This is a genomic window from Streptomyces sp. NPDC028907 (genome assembly GCF_055564995.1).
Genome location: NZ_JBVHVE010000011.1, coordinates 68,839 through 94,562, shown reverse-complemented (window position 1 = coordinate 94,562; position 25,724 = coordinate 68,839). Strand labels below are relative to the sequence as shown.

Annotated in this window: 25 protein-coding genes and 1 pseudogene; 18 read left to right on the top strand and 8 right to left on the bottom strand. The window is 72.1% G+C overall.

What is annotated here, in order from left to right; all coding sequences use genetic code 11:
- Nucleotides 1–41: 41 nt before the first annotated feature.
- Together ACZ4UU_RS30505 and ACZ4UU_RS30500 are read right to left on the bottom strand one after the other, a co-directional pair.
- Nucleotides 42–1,682, bottom strand: coding sequence for a thiamine pyrophosphate-binding protein (locus ACZ4UU_RS30505; protein ID WP_471906600.1), 1,641 nt, complete (start codon nucleotides 1,680–1,682; stop codon nucleotides 42–44).
- Complete coding sequence (locus ACZ4UU_RS30500; protein WP_471906599.1) at nucleotides 1,679–2,470, bottom strand: cyclase family protein; 792 nt, start codon at nucleotides 2,468–2,470, stop codon at nucleotides 1,679–1,681. Before ACZ4UU_RS30500 ends, ACZ4UU_RS30505 begins: the two co-directional genes overlap by 4 nt.
- A gap of 168 nt (nucleotides 2,471–2,638) precedes the next feature.
- On the opposite strand from ACZ4UU_RS30500, the gene ACZ4UU_RS30495 reads away from it, so the two are divergent.
- The 18 genes and pseudogenes from ACZ4UU_RS30495 (at nucleotide 2,639) to hypE (ending at nucleotide 21,830) form a co-directional block, all read left to right on the top strand.
- Nucleotides 2,639–3,775 carry a GDSL-type esterase/lipase family protein gene (locus ACZ4UU_RS30495; RefSeq protein ID WP_471906814.1) on the top strand — a complete coding sequence of 379 codons (1,137 nt, stop codon included), beginning with the start codon at nucleotides 2,639–2,641 and terminating at the stop codon, nucleotides 3,773–3,775.
- A 35-nt stretch (nucleotides 3,776–3,810) separates the two neighbouring features.
- Entirely contained in the window at nucleotides 3,811–5,466 is a 1,656-nt protein-coding gene (locus ACZ4UU_RS30490) for a cellulase family glycosylhydrolase (protein ID WP_471906598.1), read from the top strand.
- A gap of 187 nt (nucleotides 5,467–5,653) precedes the next feature.
- Nucleotides 5,654–6,697: an ABC transporter substrate-binding protein gene (locus tag ACZ4UU_RS30485; protein ID WP_471906597.1), complete on the top strand. Its 1,044-nt coding sequence runs from the start codon at nucleotides 5,654–5,656 to the stop codon at nucleotides 6,695–6,697.
- Between the two features lie 59 nt (nucleotides 6,698–6,756).
- On the top strand, nucleotides 6,757–7,761 hold the full coding sequence (locus tag ACZ4UU_RS30480; protein ID WP_471906596.1) for a FecCD family ABC transporter permease: 1,005 nt from the start codon (nucleotides 6,757–6,759) through the stop codon (nucleotides 7,759–7,761).
- Nucleotides 7,758–8,831, top strand: coding sequence for a FecCD family ABC transporter permease (locus tag ACZ4UU_RS30475; protein ID WP_471906595.1), 1,074 nt, complete (start codon nucleotides 7,758–7,760; stop codon nucleotides 8,829–8,831). Before ACZ4UU_RS30480 ends, ACZ4UU_RS30475 begins: the two co-directional genes overlap by 4 nt.
- A 75-nt stretch (nucleotides 8,832–8,906) precedes the next feature.
- Entirely contained in the window at nucleotides 8,907–9,206 is a 300-nt protein-coding gene (locus ACZ4UU_RS30470; protein ID WP_471906594.1) for a hypothetical protein, read from the top strand.
- A gap of 50 nt (nucleotides 9,207–9,256) precedes the next feature.
- Nucleotides 9,257–9,511 carry an EF-hand domain-containing protein gene (locus tag ACZ4UU_RS30465; protein ID WP_471906593.1) on the top strand — a complete coding sequence of 85 codons (255 nt, stop codon included), beginning with the start codon at nucleotides 9,257–9,259 and terminating at the stop codon, nucleotides 9,509–9,511.
- Between the two features lie 191 nt (nucleotides 9,512–9,702).
- Entirely contained in the window at nucleotides 9,703–11,061 is a 1,359-nt protein-coding gene (locus ACZ4UU_RS30460) for an MFS transporter (RefSeq protein WP_471906592.1), read from the top strand.
- Nucleotides 11,058–12,437 (top strand): hypothetical protein, encoded by a 1,380-nt coding sequence (locus ACZ4UU_RS30455; RefSeq protein WP_471906591.1) that lies wholly within the window; start codon nucleotides 11,058–11,060, stop codon nucleotides 12,435–12,437. The genes ACZ4UU_RS30460 and ACZ4UU_RS30455 overlap by 4 nt, the downstream gene beginning before the upstream one ends.
- A 52-nt stretch (nucleotides 12,438–12,489) precedes the next feature.
- Nucleotides 12,490–13,341 (top strand): PaaX family transcriptional regulator, encoded by an 852-nt coding sequence (locus ACZ4UU_RS30450; protein ID WP_471906813.1) that lies wholly within the window; start codon nucleotides 12,490–12,492, stop codon nucleotides 13,339–13,341.
- A gap of 34 nt (nucleotides 13,342–13,375) precedes the next feature.
- Nucleotides 13,376–13,618, top strand: a pseudogene (locus ACZ4UU_RS30445) (FAD-dependent monooxygenase); the annotation flags it as partial.
- Nucleotides 13,619–13,915: 297 nt separating this feature from the next.
- A complete protein-coding gene (locus tag ACZ4UU_RS30440) occupies nucleotides 13,916–15,658 on the top strand; it encodes an enoyl-CoA hydratase-related protein (RefSeq protein ID WP_471906812.1) in 1,743 nt (580 codons plus the stop codon).
- On the top strand, nucleotides 15,655–16,263 hold the full coding sequence (locus ACZ4UU_RS30435; protein ID WP_471906811.1) for a hydrogenase maturation protease: 609 nt from the start codon (nucleotides 15,655–15,657) through the stop codon (nucleotides 16,261–16,263). The genes ACZ4UU_RS30440 and ACZ4UU_RS30435 overlap by 4 nt, the downstream gene beginning before the upstream one ends.
- 36 nt (nucleotides 16,264–16,299) lie before the next feature.
- Nucleotides 16,300–17,013, top strand: coding sequence for a hydrogenase nickel incorporation protein HypB (hypB, locus tag ACZ4UU_RS30430; RefSeq protein ID WP_471906590.1), 714 nt, complete (start codon nucleotides 16,300–16,302; stop codon nucleotides 17,011–17,013).
- Nucleotides 17,010–19,343: a carbamoyltransferase HypF gene (gene hypF, locus ACZ4UU_RS30425; protein ID WP_471906589.1), complete on the top strand. Its 2,334-nt coding sequence runs from the start codon at nucleotides 17,010–17,012 to the stop codon at nucleotides 19,341–19,343. The genes hypB and hypF overlap by 4 nt, the downstream gene beginning before the upstream one ends.
- 3 nt (nucleotides 19,344–19,346) lie before the next feature.
- Nucleotides 19,347–19,628, top strand: a complete 282-nt coding sequence (locus ACZ4UU_RS30420) for a HypC/HybG/HupF family hydrogenase formation chaperone (protein WP_471906588.1) — start codon at nucleotides 19,347–19,349, stop codon at nucleotides 19,626–19,628.
- Entirely contained in the window at nucleotides 19,625–20,767 is a 1,143-nt protein-coding gene (gene hypD / locus ACZ4UU_RS30415; RefSeq protein WP_471906587.1) for a hydrogenase formation protein HypD, read from the top strand. Before ACZ4UU_RS30420 ends, hypD begins: the two co-directional genes overlap by 4 nt.
- A gap of 13 nt (nucleotides 20,768–20,780) precedes the next feature.
- Nucleotides 20,781–21,830, top strand: a complete 1,050-nt coding sequence (hypE, locus tag ACZ4UU_RS30410) for a hydrogenase expression/formation protein HypE (protein WP_471906810.1) — start codon at nucleotides 20,781–20,783, stop codon at nucleotides 21,828–21,830.
- Nucleotides 21,831–21,918: 88 nt separating this feature from the next.
- Here the strand turns inward: hypE and hypA are convergent, their stop codons facing one another.
- Genes hypA through ACZ4UU_RS30380 form a run of 6 tightly spaced genes read right to left on the bottom strand, consistent with a single transcriptional unit; the run spans nucleotide 21,919 to nucleotide 25,691 of the window.
- Complete coding sequence (hypA, locus tag ACZ4UU_RS30405) at nucleotides 21,919–22,275, bottom strand: hydrogenase maturation nickel metallochaperone HypA (RefSeq protein ID WP_471906586.1); 357 nt, start codon at nucleotides 22,273–22,275, stop codon at nucleotides 21,919–21,921.
- 7 nt (nucleotides 22,276–22,282) lie between these two features.
- Complete coding sequence (locus tag ACZ4UU_RS30400; protein ID WP_471906585.1) at nucleotides 22,283–22,480, bottom strand: hypothetical protein; 198 nt, start codon at nucleotides 22,478–22,480, stop codon at nucleotides 22,283–22,285.
- A 22-nt stretch (nucleotides 22,481–22,502) separates the two neighbouring features.
- On the bottom strand, nucleotides 22,503–22,709 hold the full coding sequence (locus tag ACZ4UU_RS30395; RefSeq protein ID WP_471906584.1) for a hypothetical protein: 207 nt from the start codon (nucleotides 22,707–22,709) through the stop codon (nucleotides 22,503–22,505).
- 42 nt (nucleotides 22,710–22,751) lie between these two features.
- Nucleotides 22,752–23,342, bottom strand: a complete 591-nt coding sequence (locus ACZ4UU_RS30390) for a DUF5947 family protein (protein WP_471906583.1) — start codon at nucleotides 23,340–23,342, stop codon at nucleotides 22,752–22,754.
- Nucleotides 23,339–23,905, bottom strand: coding sequence for a NifU family protein (locus tag ACZ4UU_RS30385; protein ID WP_471906582.1), 567 nt, complete (start codon nucleotides 23,903–23,905; stop codon nucleotides 23,339–23,341). Before ACZ4UU_RS30385 ends, ACZ4UU_RS30390 begins: the two co-directional genes overlap by 4 nt.
- Entirely contained in the window at nucleotides 23,898–25,691 is a 1,794-nt protein-coding gene (locus ACZ4UU_RS30380; RefSeq protein WP_471906581.1) for a nickel-dependent hydrogenase large subunit, read from the bottom strand. The genes ACZ4UU_RS30385 and ACZ4UU_RS30380 overlap by 8 nt, the downstream gene beginning before the upstream one ends.
- Nucleotides 25,692–25,724: the final 33 nt, after the last annotated feature.

The following is a 25,724-nucleotide window of genomic DNA, read 5'->3' as shown; positions in this document are numbered from 1 at the left end:
ATGCGGTGCCGACAGCCGGGTCGGCGTTCGGCTCCCCCTCCTCAGTGGCCGCGGAACGCCTCCTCCAGCCACCAGGACCCGTGATCGGCGACCACCTTGGCGTCGATGAGCAACGGCGCGGACCGCGGACCGGCGACCCAGTCCGCCACGGCCTTCAGATCGGCCGTCGTCCGCACGGTCACCGCCTCGAAGCCATGGCCCCGCCCCACGGCGGCGATATCCGTCGGCGGGAAGCGCACCGTGTCGAGCGGATGCCCGTCGGGACCGAAGTGGTGCACCTCGGCGCCGTACGCCTCGTCGTCGTACACGACGACCACCATGGGCAGCCCGAGCCGCCGTACGGTGTCCAGCTCCACGGCGCCCATCAGCGCGCCGCCGTCCCCGAGCGCCGCGACGGGCAGCCGGTCCGGCTGGGCCAGTGCCGCGCCGATCGTGGTCGCGAGCCCCAGCCCGATCGACTGGAACGCCTGCGTGAAGCAGAAGCCCTGCTCGTCCGGCACCGACAGATACGCGCTCGGGTAGCCCATGAAGTTCCCGGAGTCCACGCCGACCACCCGCTCCGCGGGCAGTATGTCGTCGAGCGCGATGCTCAAGGTCCTCGGGTCGATCCGCTCCCGCGTGCTCGTGTCCTCGTACGGCACGTCCCGCATACGGACGCGAGCCGCGAGGGCGGCCCCGATCTGCGGTATCCGGTAGCCCTGCCGCGGTTGATCAGCCGCCTGGGACACCCGGCGCGCGGTGAGCCGGACGTCGCCGGTGACACCGAGGTGGACCGGTCGGTGGGCGCCGAGTGCCGACGGGTCGTCGTCGACCTGTACGACGGTGGCGTCGGCGCCGATCAGATGGCCGTGCCGCATGGTCCACATGTTGAGGGCGCAGCCCCAGCCGACGATCAGGTCGGCGCCCTGGATCAGTTCGCAGGCCAGGGGTGAGGCGAAGCCGCCGGAGATACCCAGGGACCACGGGTTGCCGTGGAAGAGGCCGTGGGCGACGGCCGACGTGGCCAGGAGCGCGCCGTGCAGCTCGGCGAGTGCCTCCAGCGCCTCACGGCAGTTAGCCCCGCGCGCTCCCCGGCCGGCCACGAAGACGGGCCGCCGGGCCTGCCCGAGCAACCGGGACAGCTCGGCCACCACGTCCGCGTCCGGCTCGACCGCGACCCGTTGCGGCAGCGGTGCGGCGTGCGCCAGGGCGCCGTCGGGCACCTCCAGCGCCTGCACCGGCAGGGGGAGATTGAGCAGCACGGTGCGCCGTTCCCGCACCGCCAGCCCGACCGCCACGCACGCCTGCTCGACCGCTTCCTCCGCCGATGTGACCCGCACCGGAACCGCGCCCACCGCATGGGCCAACGCCTCTTGGTCGACGTAGAAGTTGGAGCGCGGTTCGGTCACCTCGGCCGCGAGCACGACCAGCGGCGTACGGCTCTTGGCAGCCTCCGCGATCCCGGTCATGGCGTTCGTCAGACCCGGCCCCTGGTGCACGCTCACCGCCGCGACCGTGCCGCTGGTCCGGGCGTAGGCGTCGGCCATCGTCGCCGCACCGCCCTCGTGGCGTGCGGCGACGAACCGCGCCCCCGCGGCGACCATGGCGTTCGTGACGTGGAAGTTGCCCGATCCGACGACCCCGAAGACCTGGTCGATCCCGGCCGCGCACAGCGCCCGGCCGACCGCTTCCGCGACCTTCATGAGCGGCCCCGCTCCACCAGCGCCAGTACCCGGGCCGGAGCCCCGGAGCCGGTGACGATGGGCAGCGGTCCGGCGATGACGACGGAGCCGGTCGGCGGCAGCGCGCCCAGGTTCTGGAGCTGCGTCAGGCCGTACTTGTCACTGCCCATGAGGTAGGAGTGGCAGGGATAGACGGGCTCGAAGGAGTGCGCGCCCCCGGCGTCCGTGCCCACCGTCTCCACACCCAGGCCGACCACCGGCGACTCCTCGGCCACCCAGCGGGCGCACTCCGCGGACAGACCGGGGGTGTGCGGGCCGTTCTCGTCGGCGTTGAGGAAGGCCTGCTGATCGTGCGAGCGGGCGTCCCAGCCGGTGCGCAGCAGCAGCCAACCGCCCTCGGGCAAGGGGCCGTTGTCCGCTTCCCAGGCCTTGACGTGGTCGACCTCGACCAGGAAGTCGGGGTCCTTGGCGGCCTCGGCGCTGAAGTCCAGCACCGCCGCCGGTGCGATCAGTCTCCCGGCCGGCACCGAGGCCACGTCGGCGAGGTCCTTGCCGGTGACCCAGTGGTTCGGGGCGTCGAAGTGGGTGCCGGTGTGCTCGCCGCTGCGGAAGTTGTTCCAGTACCAGGCGGGTCCCCGGTCGTCGTAGCGGCTTATCTCTTCCAGTTCGAAGACGGCGCTCTGCCCGAACCGGGGCGGCAGTTGGATCACCGGTGTCGAGGACGACAGGGGCGAGGTCAGGTCGACGACTTCGATCGATCCACCTCGCAACGCGGACACCAGCGCGGCAAGGACGGACGGCTCGGACATGGACGCCTCCTCGGACGGACCGTGTTCGGACTGACAGCATCTCAGTCCTGCCTCCTGCCTCTTGACGCGTTAATGACAACAATGGCTTGATGTTTCATGGGAGCGCTCCCACCCCGCGCGGAGCGCGCTGACAGATGCGCCAGGGAAGGGAACATGGAAGGGAACACCATGCGCGGCACCCGCCACTTACCCTCGCGGATCATTCCGCTGCTCGCCCTGCTGGCCGCCTTGTCGATGCCCGTAGGCCTGTCGCTCGCGCCCCGGGCGGCAGCGGCTGCCGCTCCGACGGAAGCGGCCGCCCCCGTCCGCGTCATGCCGCTGGGCGACTCGATCACCGGCTCGCCCGGCTGCTGGCGGGCGCTGCTCTGGAACCGGCTGCAGAGCGCCGGACACACGGACGTCGACTTCGTCGGCACACTCAGCCACCAGGGCTGCGCGCAGGCGCACGACGGTGACAACGAGGGCCACGGCGGCGAGTTGGTGACCAATGTGGCCGACCAGAACCTGCTGCCGGGGCGGCTGGCCGCCACACTCCCGGACATCGTTGTCATGCACTTCGGCACGAACGACGTGTGGAGCTCCATCGCTCCCGATCGCATCCTCGCCGCCTACAGCAAGCTGGTGGAACAGATGCGGGCGAGCAATCCGGACATGAAGGTCCTGGTCGCGCGGCTCATCCCCATGAATCCGAGCCAGTGCGCGGCCTGCGCCCAGCGGGTCGTCTACTTCAACGCGCGGATCCCGGACTGGGCCAGGGCCACGAGCACCGCCCGTTCCCCGGTCACCGTGGTCGACCAGTGGACGGGCTTCGACACGGCCGTCGACACCTATGACGGAGTGCATCCGAGCGCCTCCGGCGACGAGAAGATCGCCGCTCGGTGGTATCCGGCGCTGGCCACTCTGCTCGACGCGGGTCCGGGGGATCCCGGAGACCCCGGCGATCCGGGCGACCCGGGCGACCCGGGCGACCCGGGCGACCCGCCCGCCTGCACCGCTTCCTTCCGTGCCGTCTCCTCCTGGCAGGGCGGTTACCAGGGCGAGGTGACGGTGACCAACACGTCCGCCTCCTCCGTCTCGGGCTGGACCGCGACGGTCGTCCCGGCGGACGGGGCCCGCCTCACCCAGGTATGGAACGGCACCCTCGGCACCGGCGCCGACGGCACCGCCACCATCGCCAACGCGGCGTGGAACGGCACGTTGGCACCCGGCGCGAGCGCGAGCTTCGGATTCGTCGCCAGTACCCCGGCAACGGGCGGCGCCCCGACGGCGACTGTCACCTGCACGGCGCGCGCCGCGTCCTCCTGACGCACCGTCATCCCCTCTCACCCCACGGAGCCGCCATGAGATCCCGCACCGGCATCACCCCACGAACCGCCACACGGACCGCCCGACGAATGGCCGCGGTCGTGGCCGCCGTCCTGGGCCTGCTCGTCCCCCTGCTCTCCTTCGCCCCGCCCGCCCAGGCCGCCGCCACCGGCCTGCACATCCAGAACGGCCGCCTGCTGGAGGCGTCCGGGAACGACTTCGTGATGCGGGGCGTCAACCACGCCCACACCTGGTACCCGGGCGAGACCCAGTCGCTGGCCGACGTCAAGGCGCTGGGCGCCAACACCGTCCGCGTGGTCCTCTCCGACGGCCACCGCTGGACCAGGAACAGTCCCGAGGACGTGGCCGCCGTCATCGCGCAGTGCAAGGCCAACCGGCTGATCTGCGTGCTGGAGGTGCACGACACCACCGGCTACGGAGAGGAGGCCGCGGCCGGGACGCTCGACCACGCGGCCGACTACTGGATCGGTCTGAAGGACGTGCTCGCCGGCGAAGAGGACTACGTCATCGTCAACATCGGCAACGAGCCCTGGGGCAACACCAACCCCGCCGGCTGGACCGAGCCCACGATCGCGGCGGTGAAGAAGCTGCGCGACGCCGGGTTCGCCCACACGATCATGGTGGACGCGCCCAACTGGGGCCAGGACTGGCAGGGCGTCATGCGCGCCAACGCCCAGTCCGTCTACGACGCCGACCCCACCGGCAACCTGATCTTCTCGATCCACATGTACAGCGTCTACGACACGGCACAGGAGATCACGGACTATCTGAACGCTTTCGTGAACGCCGGACTCCCGCTCCTCATCGGCGAGTTCGGAGGCCCGCCCGACCAGTACGGCGACCCGGACGAGGACACCATGATGGCCGCAGCCCAGCAGCTCCGGCTCGGTTATCTGGCCTGGTCCTGGAGCGGCAACACCGACCCGATCCTCGATCTGTCGATCGGCTTCGACCCGACGCGGCTCAGCTCCTGGGGCCAGCGCATCTTCCATGGCGCGAACGGCATCGCCGCAACGTCCGAGGAGGCCGACGTCTACTCCTCGTCAGGCGGTGACACCACTGCCCCGACCGCGCCCGGGACGCCGACGGCCTCCGCCGTGACGTCCTCGTCCGTCACCCTGAACTGGGCCGCGGCCACCGACGCGAACGGCGTCACCGGCTACGACGTCGTCCGCGTCGCCGACGGGACCGAGACCGCGGCCACCACGACGACCCGCACCTCGGCCACCGTGACCGGCCTCGCCCCGGAGACCTCCTACACCTTCGCCGTCTACGCCCGCGACGCCGCCGGCAACCGCTCCCAGCGCTCCGGCACGGTGGCGGTGACCACGTCGTCCGGTGGGTCGTCGGCCTCGTGCGCGGTGGCGTACCGGGTCTCGAACGAGTGGCCCGGCGGCTTCCAGGGCGAGGTCGTCATCCGCAACACCGGCAGCACGGCGATCAACGGCTGGACGCTGCGCTGGACCTTCCCGGACAGTCAGCGCGTCAGCAACCTGTGGGGCGGCACCGCGACCCAGAGCGGCGCCGACGTGATCGTCACCTCCGCGTCGTACACGGCGACGATCGCCCCGGCGGGCTCGGTCACCCTGGGCTTCACGGCCACGAAGGGCAGCACGAACCCGAGCCCCGCGGCCTTCACGCTGAACGAGTCGGCCTGCTCGCCGGCCTGACGCAGGCCCAGCACCTCCTTGCACCTCCTCGGCGTTCTGGCAGGTCAGGGCGCCGGGGAGGGCACACGTCCGCACACAGGACCGTGACAGGAACCACACAGCCACGGTGTACGAGACAGGGAGAAGTCCTGGATAAGGTGAGGCTGGCCTAACGGCTGACCACTGTGCACCACAAGGGAGCCCTGTCATGCTTCACCGGCGCCGCGGCACAGCCGCCGTCGCTCTTGCCGTCATCGCCGCACTGTCCCTCGCGGCCTGCGGCGGCTCCGACGACGGCGCGGACAGCTCCGGTTCCGCGGCCGGCGCGGGCAACAAGAAGGACGTGGCCAAGGGCGGCAAGGACTTCGCGTCCGCCGCGAAGAAGACCGCGGAGATGGGCACGGACGCGAAGCCGGGCCAGTGGCCGCGCACCATCGAGCACGCCATGGGCGAGACCGTCCTGAAGTCCCAGCCCAAGCGGGTCGTGGTCCTGGACGTCGGCGAGCTCGACAACGTCGTCTCGCTCGGCATCGAGCCGGTCGGCCTCGCCCCCACCGAGGGCTCGCCCGAACTGCCTTCCTATCTGAAGAAGGACGCCGGCACCCCGAAGAACGTCGGCACCATCAACAACCTCAACCTGGAGGCGATCGCCGGCCTCGAGCCGGACCTGATCCTCGGCAGCCAGCTGCGCGCCGCGGACAAGTACGACGAGCTGTCGCAGATCGCGCCCACCGTCTTCTCCATCCGCCCGGGCTTCACCTGGAAGGAGAACTACCTCCTCAACGCCGCGGCCCTGGACAAGACCGCCGAGGCCGAGGCGAAGCTCGCCGCGTACGACAAGAAGGTCGACGGACTCGACGCCAAGCTGGGCGCGAACAAGCCGACCGTGTCGATGGTGCGTTACCTGCCCGACGGGGTGATCCGCCTCTACGCGAACGCCTCGTTCATCGGCACCATCCTCAAGGACGCCGGCATCCCGCGCCCGAAGAACCAGGACATCGAGGACCTGGCCGCCGAGGTCAGCGCCGAGAACATCGACCAGGCCGACGCCGACTACATCTTCACCGGCGTGTACGGCGACGCGAAGGCCACCGACAAGTCCCGCGCGCAGGGCAACCCGCTGTGGAAGAACCTGAAGGCGGTCAAGGCCGGGCACGCGTACGACGTTCCGGACGAGACCTGGTACCTGGGTCTGGGTGTCACCGCTGCCGACGAGGTCCTCGGGGACCTGGAGCGGTACCTCACCAAGTAGGCGCGCGCCGGCGGGCGAGGAAGCAAGCGAAACACCGGCGAAACAGCAGAAGGAACCGCATGTCCCGTGCCACCCGGCGTCGTGTCGCCTGGACGCTCGCGGGCGTGCTCCTGCTGTTCCTCGCCGTCCTGCTGAGCCTCGCTCTCGGCAGTCGGCAGATCCCACCGGCCCAGGTGTTCGACGCCCTGCTGCACGGCGGCGGCAGTGACAACGCGCAGGTCGTACGCGCGCTGCGGGTCCCCCGCACGGTCATCGGCGTGCTGGTGGGGCTCGCTCTCGCGGTCGCCGGGGTGGTCATGCAGGGCATCACCCGCAACCCGATCGCCGAGCCCGGTGTCCTCGGCGTCAGCCAGGGCGCCTCGCTGGGCGTCGTCTGCGCCATCGCCTTCCTCGGGGTGCACTCGCCGGCCGGCTATGTCTGGTTCGCGTTCGCCGGGGCGGGGCTCGCAGCCGTCGCCGCCTACGCGGTGGCGGGCAGCGGACGCGGCGGGGCATCGCCGGTGAAACTGGCGCTGGCCGGGGCGGCGATGAACGCGTTCATCGCCTCCGTGGTCTCCGCGATCGTCACGACCGACGCCCGCGCCCTGGACGAGTTCCGGTTCTGGGACGTCGGTTCGATCGCCGGCCGAAGCGGCGAAGTCGTCGCACAGACCTGGCCGTTCGTCCTGGTGGGCCTGTTGCTGGTCGCCGTGGTGGCGCGAGGTCTGGACGCCCTGGCCCTCGGCGACGACGTGGCACGGGGGCTCGGACACCGGGTCGCGCTGCTGCGGGCCGTCGGCGCGCTCGCCGCGACCGTGCTGACCGGGGTCGCCGTCGCGGTGGCCGGTCCGATCGCGTTCACCGGGCTGGCCGTTCCGCACATCGCGCGGGCGCTGGTGGGTGCCGACCACCGGTGGGTGCTCGCCCTCTCCGCGCTGCTGGGTCCCGTGGTGATCCTGGTGTCGGACGTGCTCGGCCGGGTCGTCTTCCCGCCCTCGGAAGTGCCGGTGGCCGTGATGACCGCGTTGCTCGGCGTGCCGTTCCTGGTCGCGCTGGTACGGAGGAAGGCGACGGTGCCGGCATGACCCAGCCCCTGGAGCGAACCGTCCCGGCCCCACTGCGTCTTCGCCCGGCCGGCTACACCGTCGTCCGGGTGCGGAACGGGAGCTTCCTGCTGCACCGCCGGGCGGGTGCCGTGGCGGTCCTGCTGGCCGCCCTGCTCGCGGTGGCGGTCGTCGCCTCCCTGTGCGTCGGCGAGTCGTACGTCTCCCCCACGGAGGTCGTGCGCGTGCTGCTCGGGCAGCCGAGCCCCGACGAACTGGTCGTCGGCACGCTGCGTCTCCCCCGGCTGGTGACGGGGCTGCTGGTAGGCGCCGCGTTCGGTGTCTCCGGCGCGCTGGTGCAGACCGTCGCCCGCAACTCCCTGGCCAGTCCGGACGTCATCGGCGTCACGCACGGCGCGGGCGCGGCGACGGTGACCGCGATGACCTTCGGGATCACGTCGTACAGCCTCCTGCCGTACGTGTCGGTCGTGGGCGGGCTGGCGGCCGCCGCGCTCGTCTACGTCTTCGCCTGGCGGGGCGGGCTGCACGCCACGCGTTTCGTCCTCGTCGGGATCGGTGTCTCGATCGCGCTCGGCTCGCTGACCCGGTTGTTCCTCACCAAGGGCGACTATCTGGTGGCCCAGCAGGCCAAGGTGTGGCTGACGGGTTCGCTCAACGGCCGGGGGTACGACCAGGCCGCGCCGCTCGCGCTGGTCCTCGCGGTCCTGGTCCCGGCGTTGCTGTGGGCGGCGCACGCGCAGCGCATGGTGTCCCTGGACGACAGCACGGCGACCGCGCTGGGGGTACGGCTCGGTCCCGTGCGGCTGGGTCTCACCGCGCTCGGTGTGGTGCTGGCGTCGGTGGCGACGGGCGCCGCCGGCCCGGTCGACTTCGTGGCGCTGCTCGCCCCGCAGATCGCGCACCGGCTGACCCGCACCGCGCAGATCCCGCTGCTCTCCTCCGCCCTGACCGGCGCCGCGATCGTCGTCGTGGCCGACCTGCTGGCCCGCAGGCTGTTCTCCCCCGTCGAACTGCCGGTGGGCGTCCTCACGGCGGCGGTCGGCGCGCCGTATCTGATGTGGCTGATCGCCCGCACCCGTCTCCGTCGCTGATCCGGCGCCGGCCCGGCCGGGTTTCTCGGCCGGAGCGCCGGGCCAGGTCCTCCAGGGCCGCGACGGCCGATCGGCGTGCTCGTACGCCACGAAGAGGTGGTCGTGGTGGTGGCCGGCCACGACGTCGCGGCTCAGGCCGGCGTCGGCGAGTTCCCGCGCGAACGCCGCGGTCAGGCCGGCCTCGTGGAGCACGGATTCGACGCGCAGGGTGATCCAGCCGGCGACGTGGTCGTACGCGAGGCCGGCCGCTTCCGCCTCCTCCTGCCGTACCACCGGGGTCAGGCCCTCCGGTCCGGCGACCGTGACGGCGGGGGTGACGCCGAGGGACACATCCCCCTTGGGAACCCGAGGGCTCGTGCAGACGTCCTCCTCTGATGACGGGGTGCGTCGGCTCGTCCGCCGACGACAGGAACGAGGATGACACGATGAGTGACAAGGCCCGCAAGCTGTTCGAGGCGCTCGACCTCGACCGGAACGGGACCCTGACCCGCGCGGAGGTGATCATCGCGCTGCGGACGAAGGGGCCGTCGCTGGCCGCGTCCGGAGACCTGCCGTTCTGGGCCCTGGGGGACGAGGAAGCCTCCTCCGCGCTGTTCGACGCCGCCGACCAGAACGGCGACCAGGTGCTGACCCTGGAGGAGTTCGCGGCGGTGGTGGACCGCCGTTTCGGCTGGCGGTGACGTCGGCGGTGACACGGGCCTGACGCCTGCCGGGTGGACCGATGCGGTCCGCCCTTTCCGACTCCCTCAGCCTTTTCGATCGACCTCTCATGACAGTCGTCGAGTGCGATCTGATGTTGTGCACTTTGTTGACGGCAGTAAGCAGAGAGCCTACCTTCACGGTGTCCTTCCCCCGGTCAAGGGAGACCGCGATGCCCCCGTCCCCCGTCGCATCACCGTCACCGGCCAGCCCCGAAAGCACCCGGCAACTCCGCCGGGTCGCCCTCTCCGGGCTGCTCGGTACCGCCGTGGAGTTCTACGACTTCCTCGTCTACGGCACCGTCGCCGCCCTCGTCTTCGGCGAGCTGTTCTTCCCCGGCGCCGACCCGGCCGTCGGCACGATCGCCGCGTTCGGCACCTTCGCCGCCGGCTATGTCGCCCGCCCGCTCGGCGGCATCGTCTTCGGGCACTTCGGCGACCGGCTCGGCCGCAAGTCGATGCTGCTGCTCACCATGGGCCTGATGGGCGGCGCCAGCTTCCTGATCGGCCTGCTGCCCACCTACGACACGATCGGCGTCTGGGCACCGGTCCTGCTCATCACGCTGCGCGTCGTCCAGGGCCTCGCCATCGGCGGTGAGTGGGGCGGTGCCACCCTGATGGTCGTCGAGCACGCCGGGGAGCGTCGCCGCGGCCTGTGGTCGAGCTTCACGCAGATGGGAGCCCCGCTCGGCTCCCTGCTGTCCTCGCTCGTCGTCACGCTCGTGGTCGCCATGCCCCGCGACCAGTTCGCTGCCTGGGGCTGGCGGGTGCCGTTCCTGCTGAGCGTGCTGCTGCTCGGCGTCGGCCTCTTCGTCCGGCTGAAGGTCGTCGAGAGCCCGCTGTTCGCCGAGGTGAAGAAGGACCGCGCCGAGGCCCGGCTGCCCATCCTCGACGTACTGCGGCGTCCCCGTCCGCTGCTGCTGGCCTGCTGTGTCGGCATCGGCGCCTTCACCGCCCAGTCCCTGCTGACGAGTTACCTGATCGCGTACGCCACCGGCATCGGCTACGCCCGCCCGCAGGTGCTGACCGCGCTCACCGTCTCCGCCTGTGTCGCCCTGGTCGTGCTGCCCTGCGCCTCCGCGCTCTCCGACCGCGTCGGCCGCCGCCCGGTCGTCCTCGCCGGAGCCGTCGCCTCGGCCGCGCTCGCCTTCCCCGTTCTCGCCCTGGTCGACTCCAGGTCACCCGGACTGCTGATCCTCGCCGTGGTCCTCGGGCACGGCATCGCCCAGTCCGTGATGTACGGCCCGCTGGGCGCGCTGCTCACCGAGATGTTCGGCACCCGGGTCCGCTACACCGGCGCCTCCCTCGGCTACCAGGGCGCCACCCTCATCGGCGCCGGCTTCTCCCCCATGATCGCCGGAAGCCTGGTGGCCGGCAGCGGCAACGGCACCCCCGTCGCCCTGCTGATCTGCGGAGGCTCCCTCATCACCGCGCTGACCGTCTGGTTCGTGCGCGAGACCAGCCGTACGTCCCTGTCCGGCTCCGCGACCGAACGCTCCGACGCCCCCCACACGGAGGAGATCACCGCATGACGAACGGCACCCGCACCGCCCTCGCCGCAGCGCTGCTGCTCGCCGTCACCGCGCTCCCCACCTCGGCCGTCGCCGCCCCCGAGGCCGCCCACGTCGACGGCCGACTCCCCTCGGGCGCCACGTACTCGATGGATGTTCCCGCCGACTGGAACGGCACCGTTCTGCTCTTCAGCCACGGCTACCGCCCCAAGGGTGCCCCCAACCCCGCGCAGAACGCCCCGGACAACACGACCAAGGCACTCCTGCTCGACAGCGGCTACGCGCTCATCGGGTCCTCCTACGCCTCGTCCGGCTGGGCGGTGACGGACGCGGTGCCGGACCAGCTGGCCACCCTCTCCGTCTTCAAGGACCGCTTCGGGACGGCCCGGCGCACCATCGCGTGGGGACAGTCCTACGGCGGACTCGTCACCACCGCCATCGCCGAGCGCGCCGCGCGGCGCATCGACGGCTCCCTCGCGATGTGCGGGCTCGTGCACGGCGGAGTCGCCAACTGGAACAACACCCTCGACCCGGTCTTCGCCGTCAAGACGCTCCTCGCGCGCGACTCCGACGTCCCGCTGACCGGGTTCGAGGACCAGGCGGAGGCCACCGCGGCGGCAGGCACCCTGACCGCCGCGGCCGACGCGGCCCAGACGACGGCCGCGGGCCGGGCCCGGCTCGCCCTCGCCGCCGCCCTGCACAACATCCCGGTCTGGAACGACCCGAGCCAGACCCGCCCCGCCGCTACCGACTGGGACGCCCAGCAGGCCAACCAGTTCCCGGCCCTACGAGGCCTGATCCAAGTACCGGCGTTCAGCTGGCGGCAGGAGGCGGAGACCCGCGCGGGCGGCAACATGTCCTGGAACACCGGCGTCGACTACGCGAAGCTCCTCGGACAGTCCTCGGTCCGCAAGCAGGTCACCGAGCTCTACAAGAACGCGGGCCTCTCCCTGCGCGAGGACCTGGCGACCCTCAACAAGGCCCCGCGCATCGGCGCCGACGCGTCGGCGGTGGCCTGGATGAGCCGCACCAGCGCCTTCACCGGCAAGCTGACCAAGCCGCAACTGGACATCCACACCACCGGCGACGCCCTGGTCCCCGTCCAGACGGAGAGCGCCCTGCGCCGCGCGGTCACCGCCTCCGGTTCCGCCCCCCTCCTCCGCCAGGCGTACACCGACAACGCCGGACACTGCACCTTCAGCCCCGCCGAACAGCTCGCGGCCCTGCACGCCCTGGAGGACCGTCTCACCACCGGCAAGTGGGTCGGCTCCGATCCCCGGTCCCTCAACTCCCGTGCCATGAAGGCCGATCCGACGACACCCACCCGCTATGTCCCGTACCGCCCCGCCCCGTACCCACGTCCGTACGACCTTGCCCACCCCGCCGACGGCCGGTGAAGCCGTACGGCCGCCCGCCGCGCCGTCGGTGGGCGGCCGTACGCTGTGCTCCGTGGAGGACGACGACATCCTGGACGGTCAGGGCAGCTCAGAGGGGCCGCAGCAGCGCCCGCAGTCCCTCCTGCTGACCTTCTTCGGCAACCACGTCCTGGAGCAGGGCGACCTGTGCGTCTACTCGGGCAGCATCATCGACGTGCTCGGCCGGGTCGGGGTCGGTGAGCAGGCGGTGCGCTCGACCCTCACCCGGATGGTCAACCGCGGACTGCTGCGGCGCCAGCGCGAGGGCCGCAAGATGTTCTTCGGCCTGACCCCACAGGCGACCCGAGTCCTGGAGGACGGCCGCACCCGCATCTGGCGGCAGGGCGCGGTCAACGACGACTGGGACGGCTCCTGGACCCTGCTGGGTTTCTCCCTCCCCGACTCCTGGAAACGCCAGCGCCACGACCTGCGCTCCCGCCTCACCTGGTCCGGATTCGGGGCGCTGTACAGCGGGCTGTGGATCGCGCCCGGGAAGGTCGACGTCGCCGCGGTGGTCGCGGAGCTGGGTCTGGCCGACCACGTCAAGATCTTCCACGCCCAGGCGGACGAGGCCACCGACATCGCGCAGATGATCGACGGCGCCTGGGACCTGGAGAGCATCGCCGCGCGTTACGTCACCTTCGACAAGCGGTGGACGGCCCGTCTGGACGCGGGACCGGGCGACGACCCGATCGGCACCCGGCTGCGGCTGGTCAGCGAATGGCTCTGGACCATCCGCACCGACCCACGGCTGCCCGCCCGGCACCTTCCCCCCGACTGGCCGGCCCGCGCCGCCCAGGAGACGTTCCGCCGCGTCGCCGAACACACCGAACGGCCCGCACGGCTGATGGCGCGGGATCTGCTGGAGACGACACGGTTGAGGTAGCAAGCGGCGCCGTCCGACGCGGAGGAGTGGCTCCATGCCCGACCCTGTGCCGCCCGGCCTGGTGCACGGGCCACGGATCGCCGTCGTCGGGGGCGGCATCGGTGGCCTGGCCGCCGCCGCCTTCCTGCACCGCGCCGGGCTCACCGCCACCGTCCACGAGCAGGCGCCCGCCCTCACCGAGGTCGGCGCCGGGCTCGTCGCCGCCCCGAACGACGTACGGCTGCTGCGGCGGCTCGGCGTCATGGAGCGGTTTCTGCGGCGGGCCGTGCCGCTGGAGCGGGCGTGGGAGTTCCGTCGCTGGGCGGACGGGAGCGTGCTGTCGGTGGAGCGGTCACTCACGCCCGACGGGACGTCAACCACCTGCCGGACGGGCCCGAGCAGCGGGCCCGTGACGCGGCACTGGCCGGGGCCGACCCCTTGGTGGCCAACGGCTGGATCTACGGATACGACGCCGAGGACACGCCCGTTTCCTGATCAAGTGTCACCCGGTGGGCGCAAGGGGCACGACGACAGCCCGCGAAACGCCGCCCGTGGTCCTTCTCGGCCCTCCCCCGACCAGCGAACATGCGATGTCATGGACATCTTGCTCGTCGCCAGCGCGTTCAACAGCCTGTCCCAGCGTCTGTACGCCGAACTGTCGGACCTGGGGCACCGGGTGGACGTCGTCCTCGCCTCGCCCGGCCCCGACGCGATCCGGGCCGCCGTACGCGAGGTGCGTCCGGAACTGGTCGTCGCTCCGATGCTGAAGACTGCGTTGCCGGAGGACGTGTGGCGGGAGCGCCCCTGTCTGATCGTGCACCCCGGGCCACCCGGTGACCGCGGCCCGTCCTCCCTGGACTGGGCGATCACCGAGGAGGCGCCGGACTGGGGCGTGACGGTGCTTCAGGCCGAGGCCGCGATGGACGCGGGCGACGTGTGGGCCGAGGCGTCCTTCCCGGTGGCCCCGGTCGGCAAGAGCGACCTGTACCGGGGCGAGGTCTCCGACGCCGCCACGGCCGCCGTCCTGCTGGCCGTGCGGCGGTTCGCGGAGGGCTCGTTCAAGCCGAAGCCGCAGAGCGACCCGGCGGTCCAGGTGGTGTGGCGCGACGTCGTCCGCCAGGAACAGCGCCGGATCGACTGGGAGACCGACAGCACGGCCACGGTGCTGCGCAAGCTCCGCGGCGCCGACTCGCAGCCGGGCGTGCTGGACGAGGTCTGCGGCCGGGAGGTGTTCCTGCACGGCGGGCATCCCGAGGACATGCTGCGCGGGCAGCCGGGCGAGTTCCTCGCGACACGGTCCGGCGCGGTGTGCCGGGCCACCCGGGACGGCGCCGTGTGGATCCCGGAACTGCGCCCCCGGAAGAACTCCGGCGACCCGGCCCCGTTCCGCCGACCGGCCGCCTCCGTCCTCGCCGGCTTCCCTGCTCCGCCCGGCACCCGGGGCATTCCGAGTTCGAGCGACCGCCCGCACTGGCTGCCGGAGATCGCCGCCCCGCTGAGCCTGTCCCCGGGCCGTACCACCTGGACCGACATCCGTTACCGGCAGCACGGTGACGTCGGTTTCCTGACCTTCTCGTTCCCCGGCGGGGCGATGGGCACCAACCACTGCCGCAGGATGCTCGCCGCCTACCGGTACGCGCTCACCCGCCCCACCTCGGTGCTGGTGCTCGGCGGCGCCCGCGACTTCTTCTCCAACGGCATCCACCTCAACGTCATCGAGGCGTCGAGCGACCCGGCGGGTGAGTCCTGGTCCAACCTCAACGCCATGAACGACCTGGTCGAGGCGGTGCTGCGGACCACGGACCGGCTGGTGGTCGCGGCCCTCGGCGGCAACGCGGCGGCCGGCGGCGTCATGCTGGCCCTGGCCGCCGACGAGGTCTGGTGCCGCACGGGCGCCGTCCTCAACCCGCACTATCGGCGCATGGGCCTGTTCGGGTCCGAGTACTGGACCTACTCGCTGCCGCGCCGCGTGGGAGCCGAGACGGCCGAGCGGCTGACGACCGAGGCGCTGCCGATGAGCGCGGCTAGCGCCCAGCGGCTCGGACTGGTGGACCGTCTGGTGCCGGTTCCGGCCCAGAAGTTCGCCACCGAGGTCGAGCGACTGATCGCCGATGTGGCCAAGGATCCGCAGCTCACACGCCGTATCACGACCAAGGCCACGGCTCGGCACGCGGACGAGCTCCAGCGGCCCCTCGCCGAATACCGACGGGACGAACTCGCCCGGATGCGCGCCGTCTTCTTCGACCCGCGCGCCCCGTACCACGCCCTGCGCTCCGCCTTCGTCCGCAAGCAGCCGAGCGGTTCGTCGAACCCGCTGGCCACCGGGGGTTCGTGTTGAGTGCCCGGCTGCTGGTGGCCGGCGTCGGCAACATCTTCCTCGCGGACGACGCCTTCGGCCCCGAGGTGATCCGTGCCCTGGACCGCCGCCCGCTGCCGCCCGAGGTGCGGGTCCGGGATTTCGGCATCCGCGGGATGGACCTCGCGTACGAACTGCTGGACGGCTACGACACGGTCGTCCTGGTCGACGCGGCGGCGCGGGGCCGGCGTCCCGGCACCCTGTCGCTGATCGAGCCGGACCTCCCCGACGGCACCGCGGGCGCCGCCCCGCCGGAGGCGCACGGCATGGACCCGGCGAAGGTGCTGGCCCTCGCCACCCACCTGGGCGACGAGCCGCTCCCGCGTGTGCTGGTCCTGGCCTGCGAGCCCGAGCTGCGGCCCCGCGGCGACGAGGACATCGCCCCCGGAGTCAGCGCGACCGTGCGGGACGCGGTCGAGCGGGCCGTCGCGGCCCTGCACACGATGGTTGCCGTCCTGCTCGCCGACCCGACGGCCACGCCCCTGTTGAGCCGCCCGGAGGAATCGACGAACCCGTCCGAGGAGTCCCGGGACACTTCCGCGGCCGGTCTTCCGCACCTCGTGGCCGAGGGCGCCGAGGATCGGTAGCGGTCCGACACCCGATCCCCGCTGGGAGCAGCGCCCATGTGCGATTCCGTGGACGAGGTCACCCAGGCCGTCCTGGCGAAGAACGACGGTCTGGCCGCGAGCCTGCGGGACGAACTGTCCCGGCGCGGTGTGAGCGTGGTCAACCTGCTGTCCAGCCCGGGCAGCGGCAAGACGGAACTGCTGGGGCGCGTCCTGGCCCGTGCGATGGAGCGGGGCGTCCGCGTCGCCGCGCTCACCGCCGACCTGGCCACCGAGAACGACGCCGACCGGCTCGCCCGCTCCGGAGCGCCCGTCAAGCAGCTCCTGACCGACGGGTTGTGCCATCTGGAGGCCCGGCAGCTGGGCCGGCATGTGGAGAGCTGGCTGCCCGAGGACACCTCGCTGCTGTTCGTGGAGAACGTCGGCAATCTCGTCTGCCCGGCGTCCTACGACCTCGGTGAGAGTCTGCGGGTCGTGCTGATGGCGGTGACGGAGGGCGAGGACAAACCGCTGAAGTACCCCACCGCCTTCGGCTCCGCCCATCTGGTGGTGCTCACCAAGACCGACCTGGCCGGTCCGGCCTGCTTCGACGAGGCCGCCTTCGCCGCCCATGTGCGGCGGGTCAACCCCGGCGTGGAGATCCTCCACTCCTGTGCGCGGACCGGCGACGGTGTGGACACCCTGCTGCGGCGGGTGCTCGCCGTGCGGGACGGGGCCGCCGTCCACCGGCCGCCCCTGGCGCCCCGCCCCCACAGCCACAGCCACTCGTGACGGCGCCCGCCGCACAAGCCGTACGCCGCCGCGTCCTCGTGCGCGGCACGGTGCAGGGCGTGGGGTTCCGACCGTACGTGCACCGTCTGGCCACCGACCTCGCGCTGGCGGGGTTCGTCAGCAACACAGCCAGCGGCGTGCTCATCGAGGTGGAGGGCCCGCCGGTCGGTGTCGCCGACTTCTGCGACCGGCTGGCCACGCAGCCCCCGCCGCTGGCGTCCGTCACCGGCGTCGGCTTCGAGGACCTGCCCGTCACCGGCGCCGACGACGCCTTCACCATCCGCTCCACCGACCGCTCCCCCGGCCGCACTCAACTCCCGCCCGACACGGCGACCTGCGGCGACTGTCTGCGTGAGCTGGCCGACCCGGCCGACCGCCGGCACCGGCACCCGTTCGTCACCTGCACCCACTGCGGGCCCCGCTTCACCATCGCCACGGGAATGCCGTACGACCGCGCGGTCACGACCATGACCGGCTTCCCGATGTGTGCCGACTGCGCCCGGGAGTACGGCGATCCCGGCGACCGCCGCTTCCACGCCCAGCCCGTGGCCTGCCCGGACTGCGGGCCTCGGCTGCGCCTGGTGCCCGCCACCGGGAGCGGGGTGCGCCCCGCGCGGGACGGTGACGCCCTGGCGACGGCACGGGCTCTGCTGGCCGCCGGGCGGATCGTCGCCGTCAAGGGCCTCGGCGGCTACCACCTCGCCTGCGACGCCACCGACGCACCGGCCGTGGACACCCTGCGCGCCCGCAAGGCACGCGGCGGGAAACCGTTCGCCGTGATGTGCGCGGACCTCGACGCCGTACGGCGGATCGCCGAGCCGTCCGCATCCGAGCTCGCCGCCCTCACCGGCCCCCGGCGCCCCATCGTCCTGCTGCGCCGCCGCGCGGACCAGCGCATCCTCGCGCCCGGCGTCTGCCCCGGCAGCCCGCACCTGGGCGTGATGCTGCCGTACACGCCGGTACACACCCTGCTGTTCGGCCTGCCCGGCGACCCCCCGGGTCCGCGCGCCCTGGTCATGACGAGCGGCAATCGCTCCGGGGAGCCGATCGTCACGGACGACGACGAGGCGCTGACCCGGCTTGCCGGACTGGCCGACGCCTGGCTCGCGCACGACCGGCCGATCGCGTCGCCCTGCGACGACTCCCTGATGCGTGTGCGCCCAGACGGCACCGAGCAGGTGCTGCGCCGGTCGCGGGGGTATGTGCCCCGGCCGCTGCGACTGCCGGTCGCGGTGCGGCCCGCGCTCGCCGTGGGCGGGGACCTGAAGAACGCCCTGTGCGTCGGCGAGGGCGACCAGGTCTGGTTCGGCCCGCACATCGGTGACATGGGCGAGCTGACCACTCTGGAGGCGGCCGTGCGGGCGGAGGCGCAGCTGCGGCGCCTGACCGGCGTCAGCCCCGAACTGGTCGCCGCCGACCGGCACCCGGGGTACCACTCGGCCCGGTGGGCACGTCGGCGGGCCACCCAACTGCCGTGCAAGGCACCCGTGTTCGTCCAGCATCACCACGCGCACATCGCCTCGACCATGGCCGAGCACGGCCTCGACGGCACCACACCCGTGATCGGCGTCGCCTTCGACGGCACGGGCTACGGCGACGACGGCACCGTCTGGGGCGGCGAGATCCTGCTCGCCGACTACTCCGGCTACCGACGTTTCGCCCACCTCGCCCCCGCTCCGCTGCCCGGCGGCGACGCGGGCGTGGCCAACCCGTGCCGCCTGGCGCTGGCCCGGCTGTGGTCGGCGGGCCTGCACTGGGACCCGGACCTGCCCAGCGTGGCCGCCTGCGCCGCGGATGAACTCATCATGCTGGAACGGCAGTTGAACCGCGACCTGGCCTGCGTGGCGACCTCCAGCATGGGCCGTCTCTTCGACGCCGTGTCGTCCCTCGCCGGTGTGTGCCACCGCGCGCGGTACGAGGCGCAGGCGGCCCTGGAGCTGGAGGCCGCCGCCGCCACGGCCTGGCACGCCGACACCTCGGCGTACGCCTTCGGCTTCGCCGCCGGCGTCTACGATCCGGCGCCCGTGCTCGCCGCGCTCATCGCCGATCTGCGGCGCGGCACCCCGGTCCCGGTGCTGGCCGCCCGGTTCCACCGGGGCGTGGCGCGGGCCGTCGCTGAGGTCTGCCGCAGCGCGCGTCGGGGCACCGGTCTGACGATCGTCGCCCTGAGCGGCGGGGTCTTCGCCAACGCGCTGCTGGAGGAGGAGTGCGCGCGGCTGCTGACCGGGGACGGCTTCGCGGTGCTCCGGCATCGCGAAGTACCGCCGAACGACGGCGGGTTGGCCCTCGGCCAGCTGGTGGTCGCGGCGCACGAACGACAGGAGGAGTGACCCATGTGCTTGGCAGTGCCCGGCAAGGTCGTGGCCATCGACGACACCGCGGATCCGCTCACCGGGCTGATCGACTTCGGCGGAGTGCAGAAACAGGCGTGTCTGGAGTACGTGTCCGATGTGCGGGTCGGTGAGTACGTCATCGTGCACGTCGGGTTCGCGCTCCAGCGCCTGGACGAGGAATCGGCTCTGGCCTCCCTGAAGCTCTTCGAGGAACTGGGGCTGCTGGAGGAGGAGTTCGGCGACGCCTGGGAGCAGGCGGCGAAGGAGGCGGGAACCCCGTGAAGTACATCGACGAGTTCAACGACCCCGAGCTGGCCCGGCGGCTGCTGGACGAGATCCGGGCGACCGCCACCCGGCCCTGGGCGCTGATGGAGGTGTGCGGCGGCCAGACCCACTCCATCATCCGGCACGGCATCGACCAACTGCTGCCCGAGCAGGTCGAGTTGATCCACGGGCCCGGCTGCCCGGTCTGTGTCACGCCGCTGGAGGTCATCGACAAGGCGCTGGAGATCGCCGCACGGCCGGGCGTGATCTTCTGCTCCTTCGGCGACATGCTGCGGGTGCCGGGCACCGACCGCGACCTGTTCCGGGTCAAGGGCGAGGGCGGGGACGTACGCGTCGTCTACTCGCCGCTCGACGCTCTGCAGCTGGCCCGCCGCAACCCGGACCGGGAGGTGGTGTTCTTCGCGATCGGCTTCGAGACCACGGCCCCCGCCAACGCGATGGCCGTGCACCAGGCGCGGCGCCTGGGCCTGTCCAACTTCAGCCTGCTGGTGTCGCATGTGCGGGTCCCCCCGGCCGTCGAGGCGATCATGACGGCGCCCGAGTGCCGGGTGCAGGGCTTCCTGGCCGCCGGGCACGTGTGCAGCGTGATGGGCATGGCCGAGTACCCCGAACTCGCCGAGCGGTTCCGGGTGCCGATGGTGGTGACCGGCTTCGAGCCGCTGGACATCCTGGAGGGCATCCGCCGGGCGGTTCGCCAGCTGGAGCGCGGCGAGCATCGGGTGGAGAACGCCTACCCGCGCGCCGTACGGGCGGAGGGCAATCCGGCCGCGGTGCGCATGATCGAGGAGGTGTTCGAGGTCACCGACCGGTCCTGGCGCGGCATCGGGCGGATCCCGTCCAGTGGCTGGCGGCTGACCGACGCCTTCCGGGCGTACGACGCGGAGCACCGCTTCGACGTCACGGGCATCCGGACCGAGGAACCCGCCGAGTGTCGCAGTGGTGAAGTGCTCCAGGGGCTGATCAAGCCGACCGAGTGCGCCGCGTTCGGCACGACGTGCACTCCGCGTACGCCGCTGGGCGCCACGATGGTCTCCAGCGAGGGGGCCTGCGCGGCCTATTACCTGTACCGACGCATGAACGCCCCGACGCCGCGCGCGGGCGGGGCCCCTCAGCAGGAGGTGACTACCGTTGCCTGAGCAAGTCGCCGAGATGGTCGACCCGGCCGACTGGACCTGCCCGGCCCCGCTGCGCGACCAGGGCGTGGTGGTGATGGGGCACGGCGGAGGCGGTGTGCTGTCGGCGGAGCTGATGGAGCAGGTCTTCGCGCCTGCCTACGGCAACGCCGTCCTCGCCGGGCTCGCCGACTCCGCCGTTCTCGAGCTGGGCGGTGCGCGGCTGGCGTTCTCCACCGACTCCTACGTGGTCAGGCCGCTGTTCTTTCCGGGGGGTTGCCTGGGTGACCTCGCGGTCAACGGCACGGTCAACGACCTGGCGATGAGCGGTGCCAGGCCGGCGTATCTCTCCGCCGCCTTCGTGCTGGAGGAGGGTGTGGAGCTGACCGTGGTCGAGCGGGTCGCGCGTGCGATGGGCGCGGCGGCCGAGGCGGCCGGGGTCGCCGTCGCCACGGGTGACACCAAGGTGGTGGAGTCCGGGCACGGCGACGGTGTGTACGTCACCACGGCGGGCGTGGGGCTGGTGCCCGACGGGGTGGACATCCGGCCCCAGCGGGCGCGACCCGGGGACGCGGTCATCGTCAGCGGTCCGATCGGGCTGCACGGGGTGGCGGTCATGAGCGTGCGGGAGGGCCTCGAGTTCGGGGTGGAGGTGGCCAGCGACACCGCACCGCTGGCGGATCTCGTGGCGGCCATGCTGGCGGTGACCCCGGACCTCCATGTGCTGCGCGACCCCACCCGGGGCGGTCTGGCGGCGTCCCTCAACGAGATCGCCCGCGCGTCCGGAACCGGGGTCCGGCTGCGGGAGCGGGCCGTTCCGGTGCCGGACGCGGTCGCGAACGCCTGCGGTTTCCTGGGGCTCGACCCCCTCTACGTCGCCAACGAGGGCCGGCTGGTCGCCTTCGTGCCTCCGTCGGCGGCGGAGGAGGTCCTCGCGGCGATGCGCGCCCATCCGCAGGGCGCCGGGGCCACGCTGATCGGCGAGTGCGTCGCCGACCATCCCGGCATGGTCGTGGTCACCACCGGGCTGGGCGGGACGCGGGTGGTGGATCTGCCGCTGGGCGAGCAGTTGCCGCGTATCTGCTGATCGGGTCCGCACGTGTGATCCGGTCCGGACGTGCCGTGGGCCCCGCCGACGTGTTCGGCGGGGCCCACGGCACGTGATGCGCCGCGCGCTATGCCGGGGCCGGTGACGGCTCGATCCCGGTGATCTCCAGTTCCCGGCCGCTGCGCAGGTCGGTGGAGGGCTGGTCGCAGCGCGGGCACCAGAAGAACGGGGGCGTGCCCACCGCGAACTCCTCGGCGCACGGGCCGCACCAGGCCTGGGCGGGGATCTGCTCGACGACGAGCCGGGCGGCGGCGAGGGCGGTGCCGTCGCGGGCCACCTCGAAGGCGAAGTCGAGGGCGTCGGGGACGACGCCCGCCAGTTCGCCGACCCGGACGGTCACCGCCGAGACCGCTTCCGCCCCGTCGGCCCGGGCCAGCTCGCCGGCTCGTTCGATGATCGCGGTCGCGATCGACAACTCGTGCACGGCCGGCTCACGGGTAGCGGCGACCGGCGCGGAACCCGCCGGCCATCCGCCAGATCCGCGCCTCGCGCCGCAGACTCGGCCATTCCCGGAGCAGCAGGGCCAGGCCCAGGGCGCCCACCAGGGCGGCCTCGGCCATCAGCACCCGCTGCCCGCTCGTCCCGGCTCGCCGGCGCGCGGCCGGCCGTCGTGCTCGTAGGACATTCATTGCGGTGACTCCCTGCTGTCTGTCATCCCGGCGGGATGTTCGGCATGGTCTCCGCGAGCGCGTCATGCCGTTTCCAATGGATCCCGGTGGAGCGGCGCGCGTCGGCGGTGCCGTCCTCGTGGTGGCCCTTCTGGTCCTTGTACCGCCCCTGGTTGCCCTGGTGCAGACCGGCCACGTGTGCCGGCGTATCGGGCTTCGCCTGGGCCCGGCCCACTCTGATGTTGCCCATGGGGTGATCTCCTTCCTCGGCTCCGACCTGCGGAGTACATGCTCAGGACCGCTCGGTGAGGTCCTCGAAGAACCGCTCGACGGCCGGCCAGACCCGGCCGCCCCCGGACAGGCCGCGCCATTCCCGGCGTACGACGGCGACCATCCGGTAGCAGTCGTCGATCGGCACGATCCAGTGGTGGTCGAGGCCGTGGACGGTGTTCACCATCAAAGCCTCCACCTCGGGTTCCATGGCCGCGAGCGGTGGACACGTCCGGGCCAGCCGCTGCCAGGCCGCCGCGTCCACCTCCCACCGCATGGCCCCGGCCGGGCTCGGGCCCTCCGCGGTGACGGTGCCGTCCGACCGGGGCACGAAGAAGACCAGGCCGACGGGTACGCCGAGGGCCGCCGTGTCCACCTCGGGCAGCCGGATCCGGCGCCGGGGCACGAGGCGGTAGTGCCCGTCGCCCGCTCCGGCCTCCGCGAACAGCACCGAGCAGGGGCCGCAGACGCACCGCACCTCCTGCTGCCCGGTGTCGTACAGGTGGGCGTGCCCGTCGGGCACCGGCGCGGCGCACAGGTCGCACTTCTCGGCCGCCGCGGCACGGTCGGCCGAGGAGCGGATGAGGCGGGCCAGCGCTCCGTCGGTGGTCACCGTGCTGCGCCTCGGTGGGTGAGCGTGGTCAGGGGTACGAACGCGGGGGCGGGGGCCGGGGCCGCGGCGGCCAGCGGTTCCACCGCCGTCAGTTCGGGTGCCGCGGCGAGCACCGCCGCACGGACCGCTTCGGTCACGTCCGTCGCCTTGGAGCCGCATCCCGATCCGCATCCGCCGCCGCCCGACGTCAGCCGCACCCGGGCCACCTGCCCCTCCACTCCGGCCCACTCCACGTCGCCGCCGCGTTCCCGTACGGCCGGTCGCAGCCGCTCGACCGCCCGGGCCGCCCGGAGTTCGGCGGGCTCGGGGTGGATGTCGTGCAGGACCAGCAGGTGGCCCAGCAGCTCGTCGTCGGCGAGCAGCTCGGCCAGCCGGCCGTCGGCGTGGTCCATGACGCGGGCCAGCGCCTCGCCGTAGACCTCGGTGAGCAGTCCGACGGCCTCGGTGGCGGAGCGCGTGGTGGGGCCGGGCGCGGACTCCATGCCTTCCAGGAGGTCGTCGAGGCGGGCGAGCCGGGCCTCGACGTCCGGGTCGGCCAGCCGCGTGGTGGCGGCCTCAGCCATGGTTCGCCCCGTACGTCGGCGAGTGCAGGGTGGTGAGCGTCTTGCCCTTGCCCATGTACATGTGGACTCCGCACGGCAGGCAGGGGTCGAAGCTGCGGACCGTGCGCATGATGTCGACGCCCTTGAAGTCGTCCGGGCCGTTCTCCTCGAAGATGGGCTGGCCCTGGACGGCGTCCTCGTACGGGCCCGGGGTGCCGTACATGTCACGGGGGCTGGCGTTCCACGGGGTGGGCGGGTAGGGGTGATAGTTGGCGATCTTCTTGTCCTTGATCACCAGGTGGTGGGAGAGGACGCCGCGCACCGCCTCGTGGAAGCCGCAGCCGATCGCCTCGTCGGGCACCTCGTAGTTCTCGAAGACCTTGGTCTCGCCCGCGCGCACCATCCCCATGGCCTCTTCCAGGAACTGCAGGGCCATGGCGGCGGCGTAGGCGACGAAGTACGGCCGGGCGCGGTCGCGTTCGATGGTGTTGCTCCACTGCGGGATGCGCCACTCCAGGGTGGTCTCCGGCAGGGTCTCGCCCTTGGGCAGGGAGATACGCACGCTGTGGCCGGTGGACTTGATGTACGGGGTGTCGACGATGCCGCTCAGCGCGGTCGACCACAGACGCGCGAGCGGGCCGCCGCCGGTGTCGAGGGCGAGGTGCTGATCGGTGCGCTTGTCGTACCAGCGCGGGCTCATCACCCAGCTGTACTTGTCGTCGAAGTCGCGCTTCTGCGGCACCGGGACGGTGGTCTGGTTCCAGGGGTGGCGCATGTCGACGGGGTTGCCGAGCGGGTCATGGGTGACGAAGGGCTGTTCGCCCACCCAGTCCTCGTAGTAGGAACTGCCGAGCATGATGCGCAGGCCGAGGTTGATGTCGACGAGGTTGTTGGTGACGAGCTCACCGTCGACGATGATGCCGGGGGTGACGTACATCGCCTTGCCCCAGGTGTTCATCGTCTCGTAGCGGTAGTCGACGACCTTGGGGTCCTGGAAGGCGCCCCAGCAGCCCAGCAGCACGCGGCGGCGGCCGACCTCCTCGTAGCCGGGCAGCGCCTCGTAGAAGAAGTCGAAGACGTCGTCGTTCATGGCGACGGCCTTCTTCACGAAGTCGATGACCCGCATCAGACGGGCGAGGTAGTCGGTGAAGGCGGTCGGCTGGGGCATCGTGCCGACGCCGCCCGGGTACAGCGTGGACGGGTGGACGTGCCGCCCCTCCATCAGGCAGAACATCTCGCGGGTGACCCGGCTGACCTTCAGGGCCTCCTTGTAGACCTCGCCCTCGAAGGGGTTGAAGGCCCTCATGATGTCGGCGATCGTCCGGTAGCCGTGGATCTCGCCGCGGGGCGCCTCGGTGCGTTCGGCGCGGGCCAGCAGGCCGGGGTTGGTGGCCTTGACCATCGCCTCGCAGAAGTCCACGAACACCAGGTTGTCCTGGAAGATCGTGTGGTCGAACATGTACTCGGCGGCTTCGCCGAGGTTGACGATGTGCTCGGCCAGCGGGGGCGGTTTGACGCCGTACGCCATCTGCTGGGCGTAGTCGGAGCAGGTGGTGTGGTTGTCGCCGCAGATGCCGCAGATCCGGGACGTGATGAAGCCCGCGTCGCGCGGGTCCTTGCCCTTCATGAACACCGAGTAGCCGCGGAAGAGCGACGAGGTGCTGTGGCATTCCACGACTTCCCGGTTGGCGAAGTCGATCTTCGTGTAGATGCCCAGGTTCCCGATGATCCGGGTGATCGGATCCCAGGACATGTCCACGAGCTGTGGCGGTTTGCGCTCGGTGGGCCGGGCCTCGGTGGTGGTCATCTGCGGTACTGCCCCTCGTGGTCGGTGGTGTGT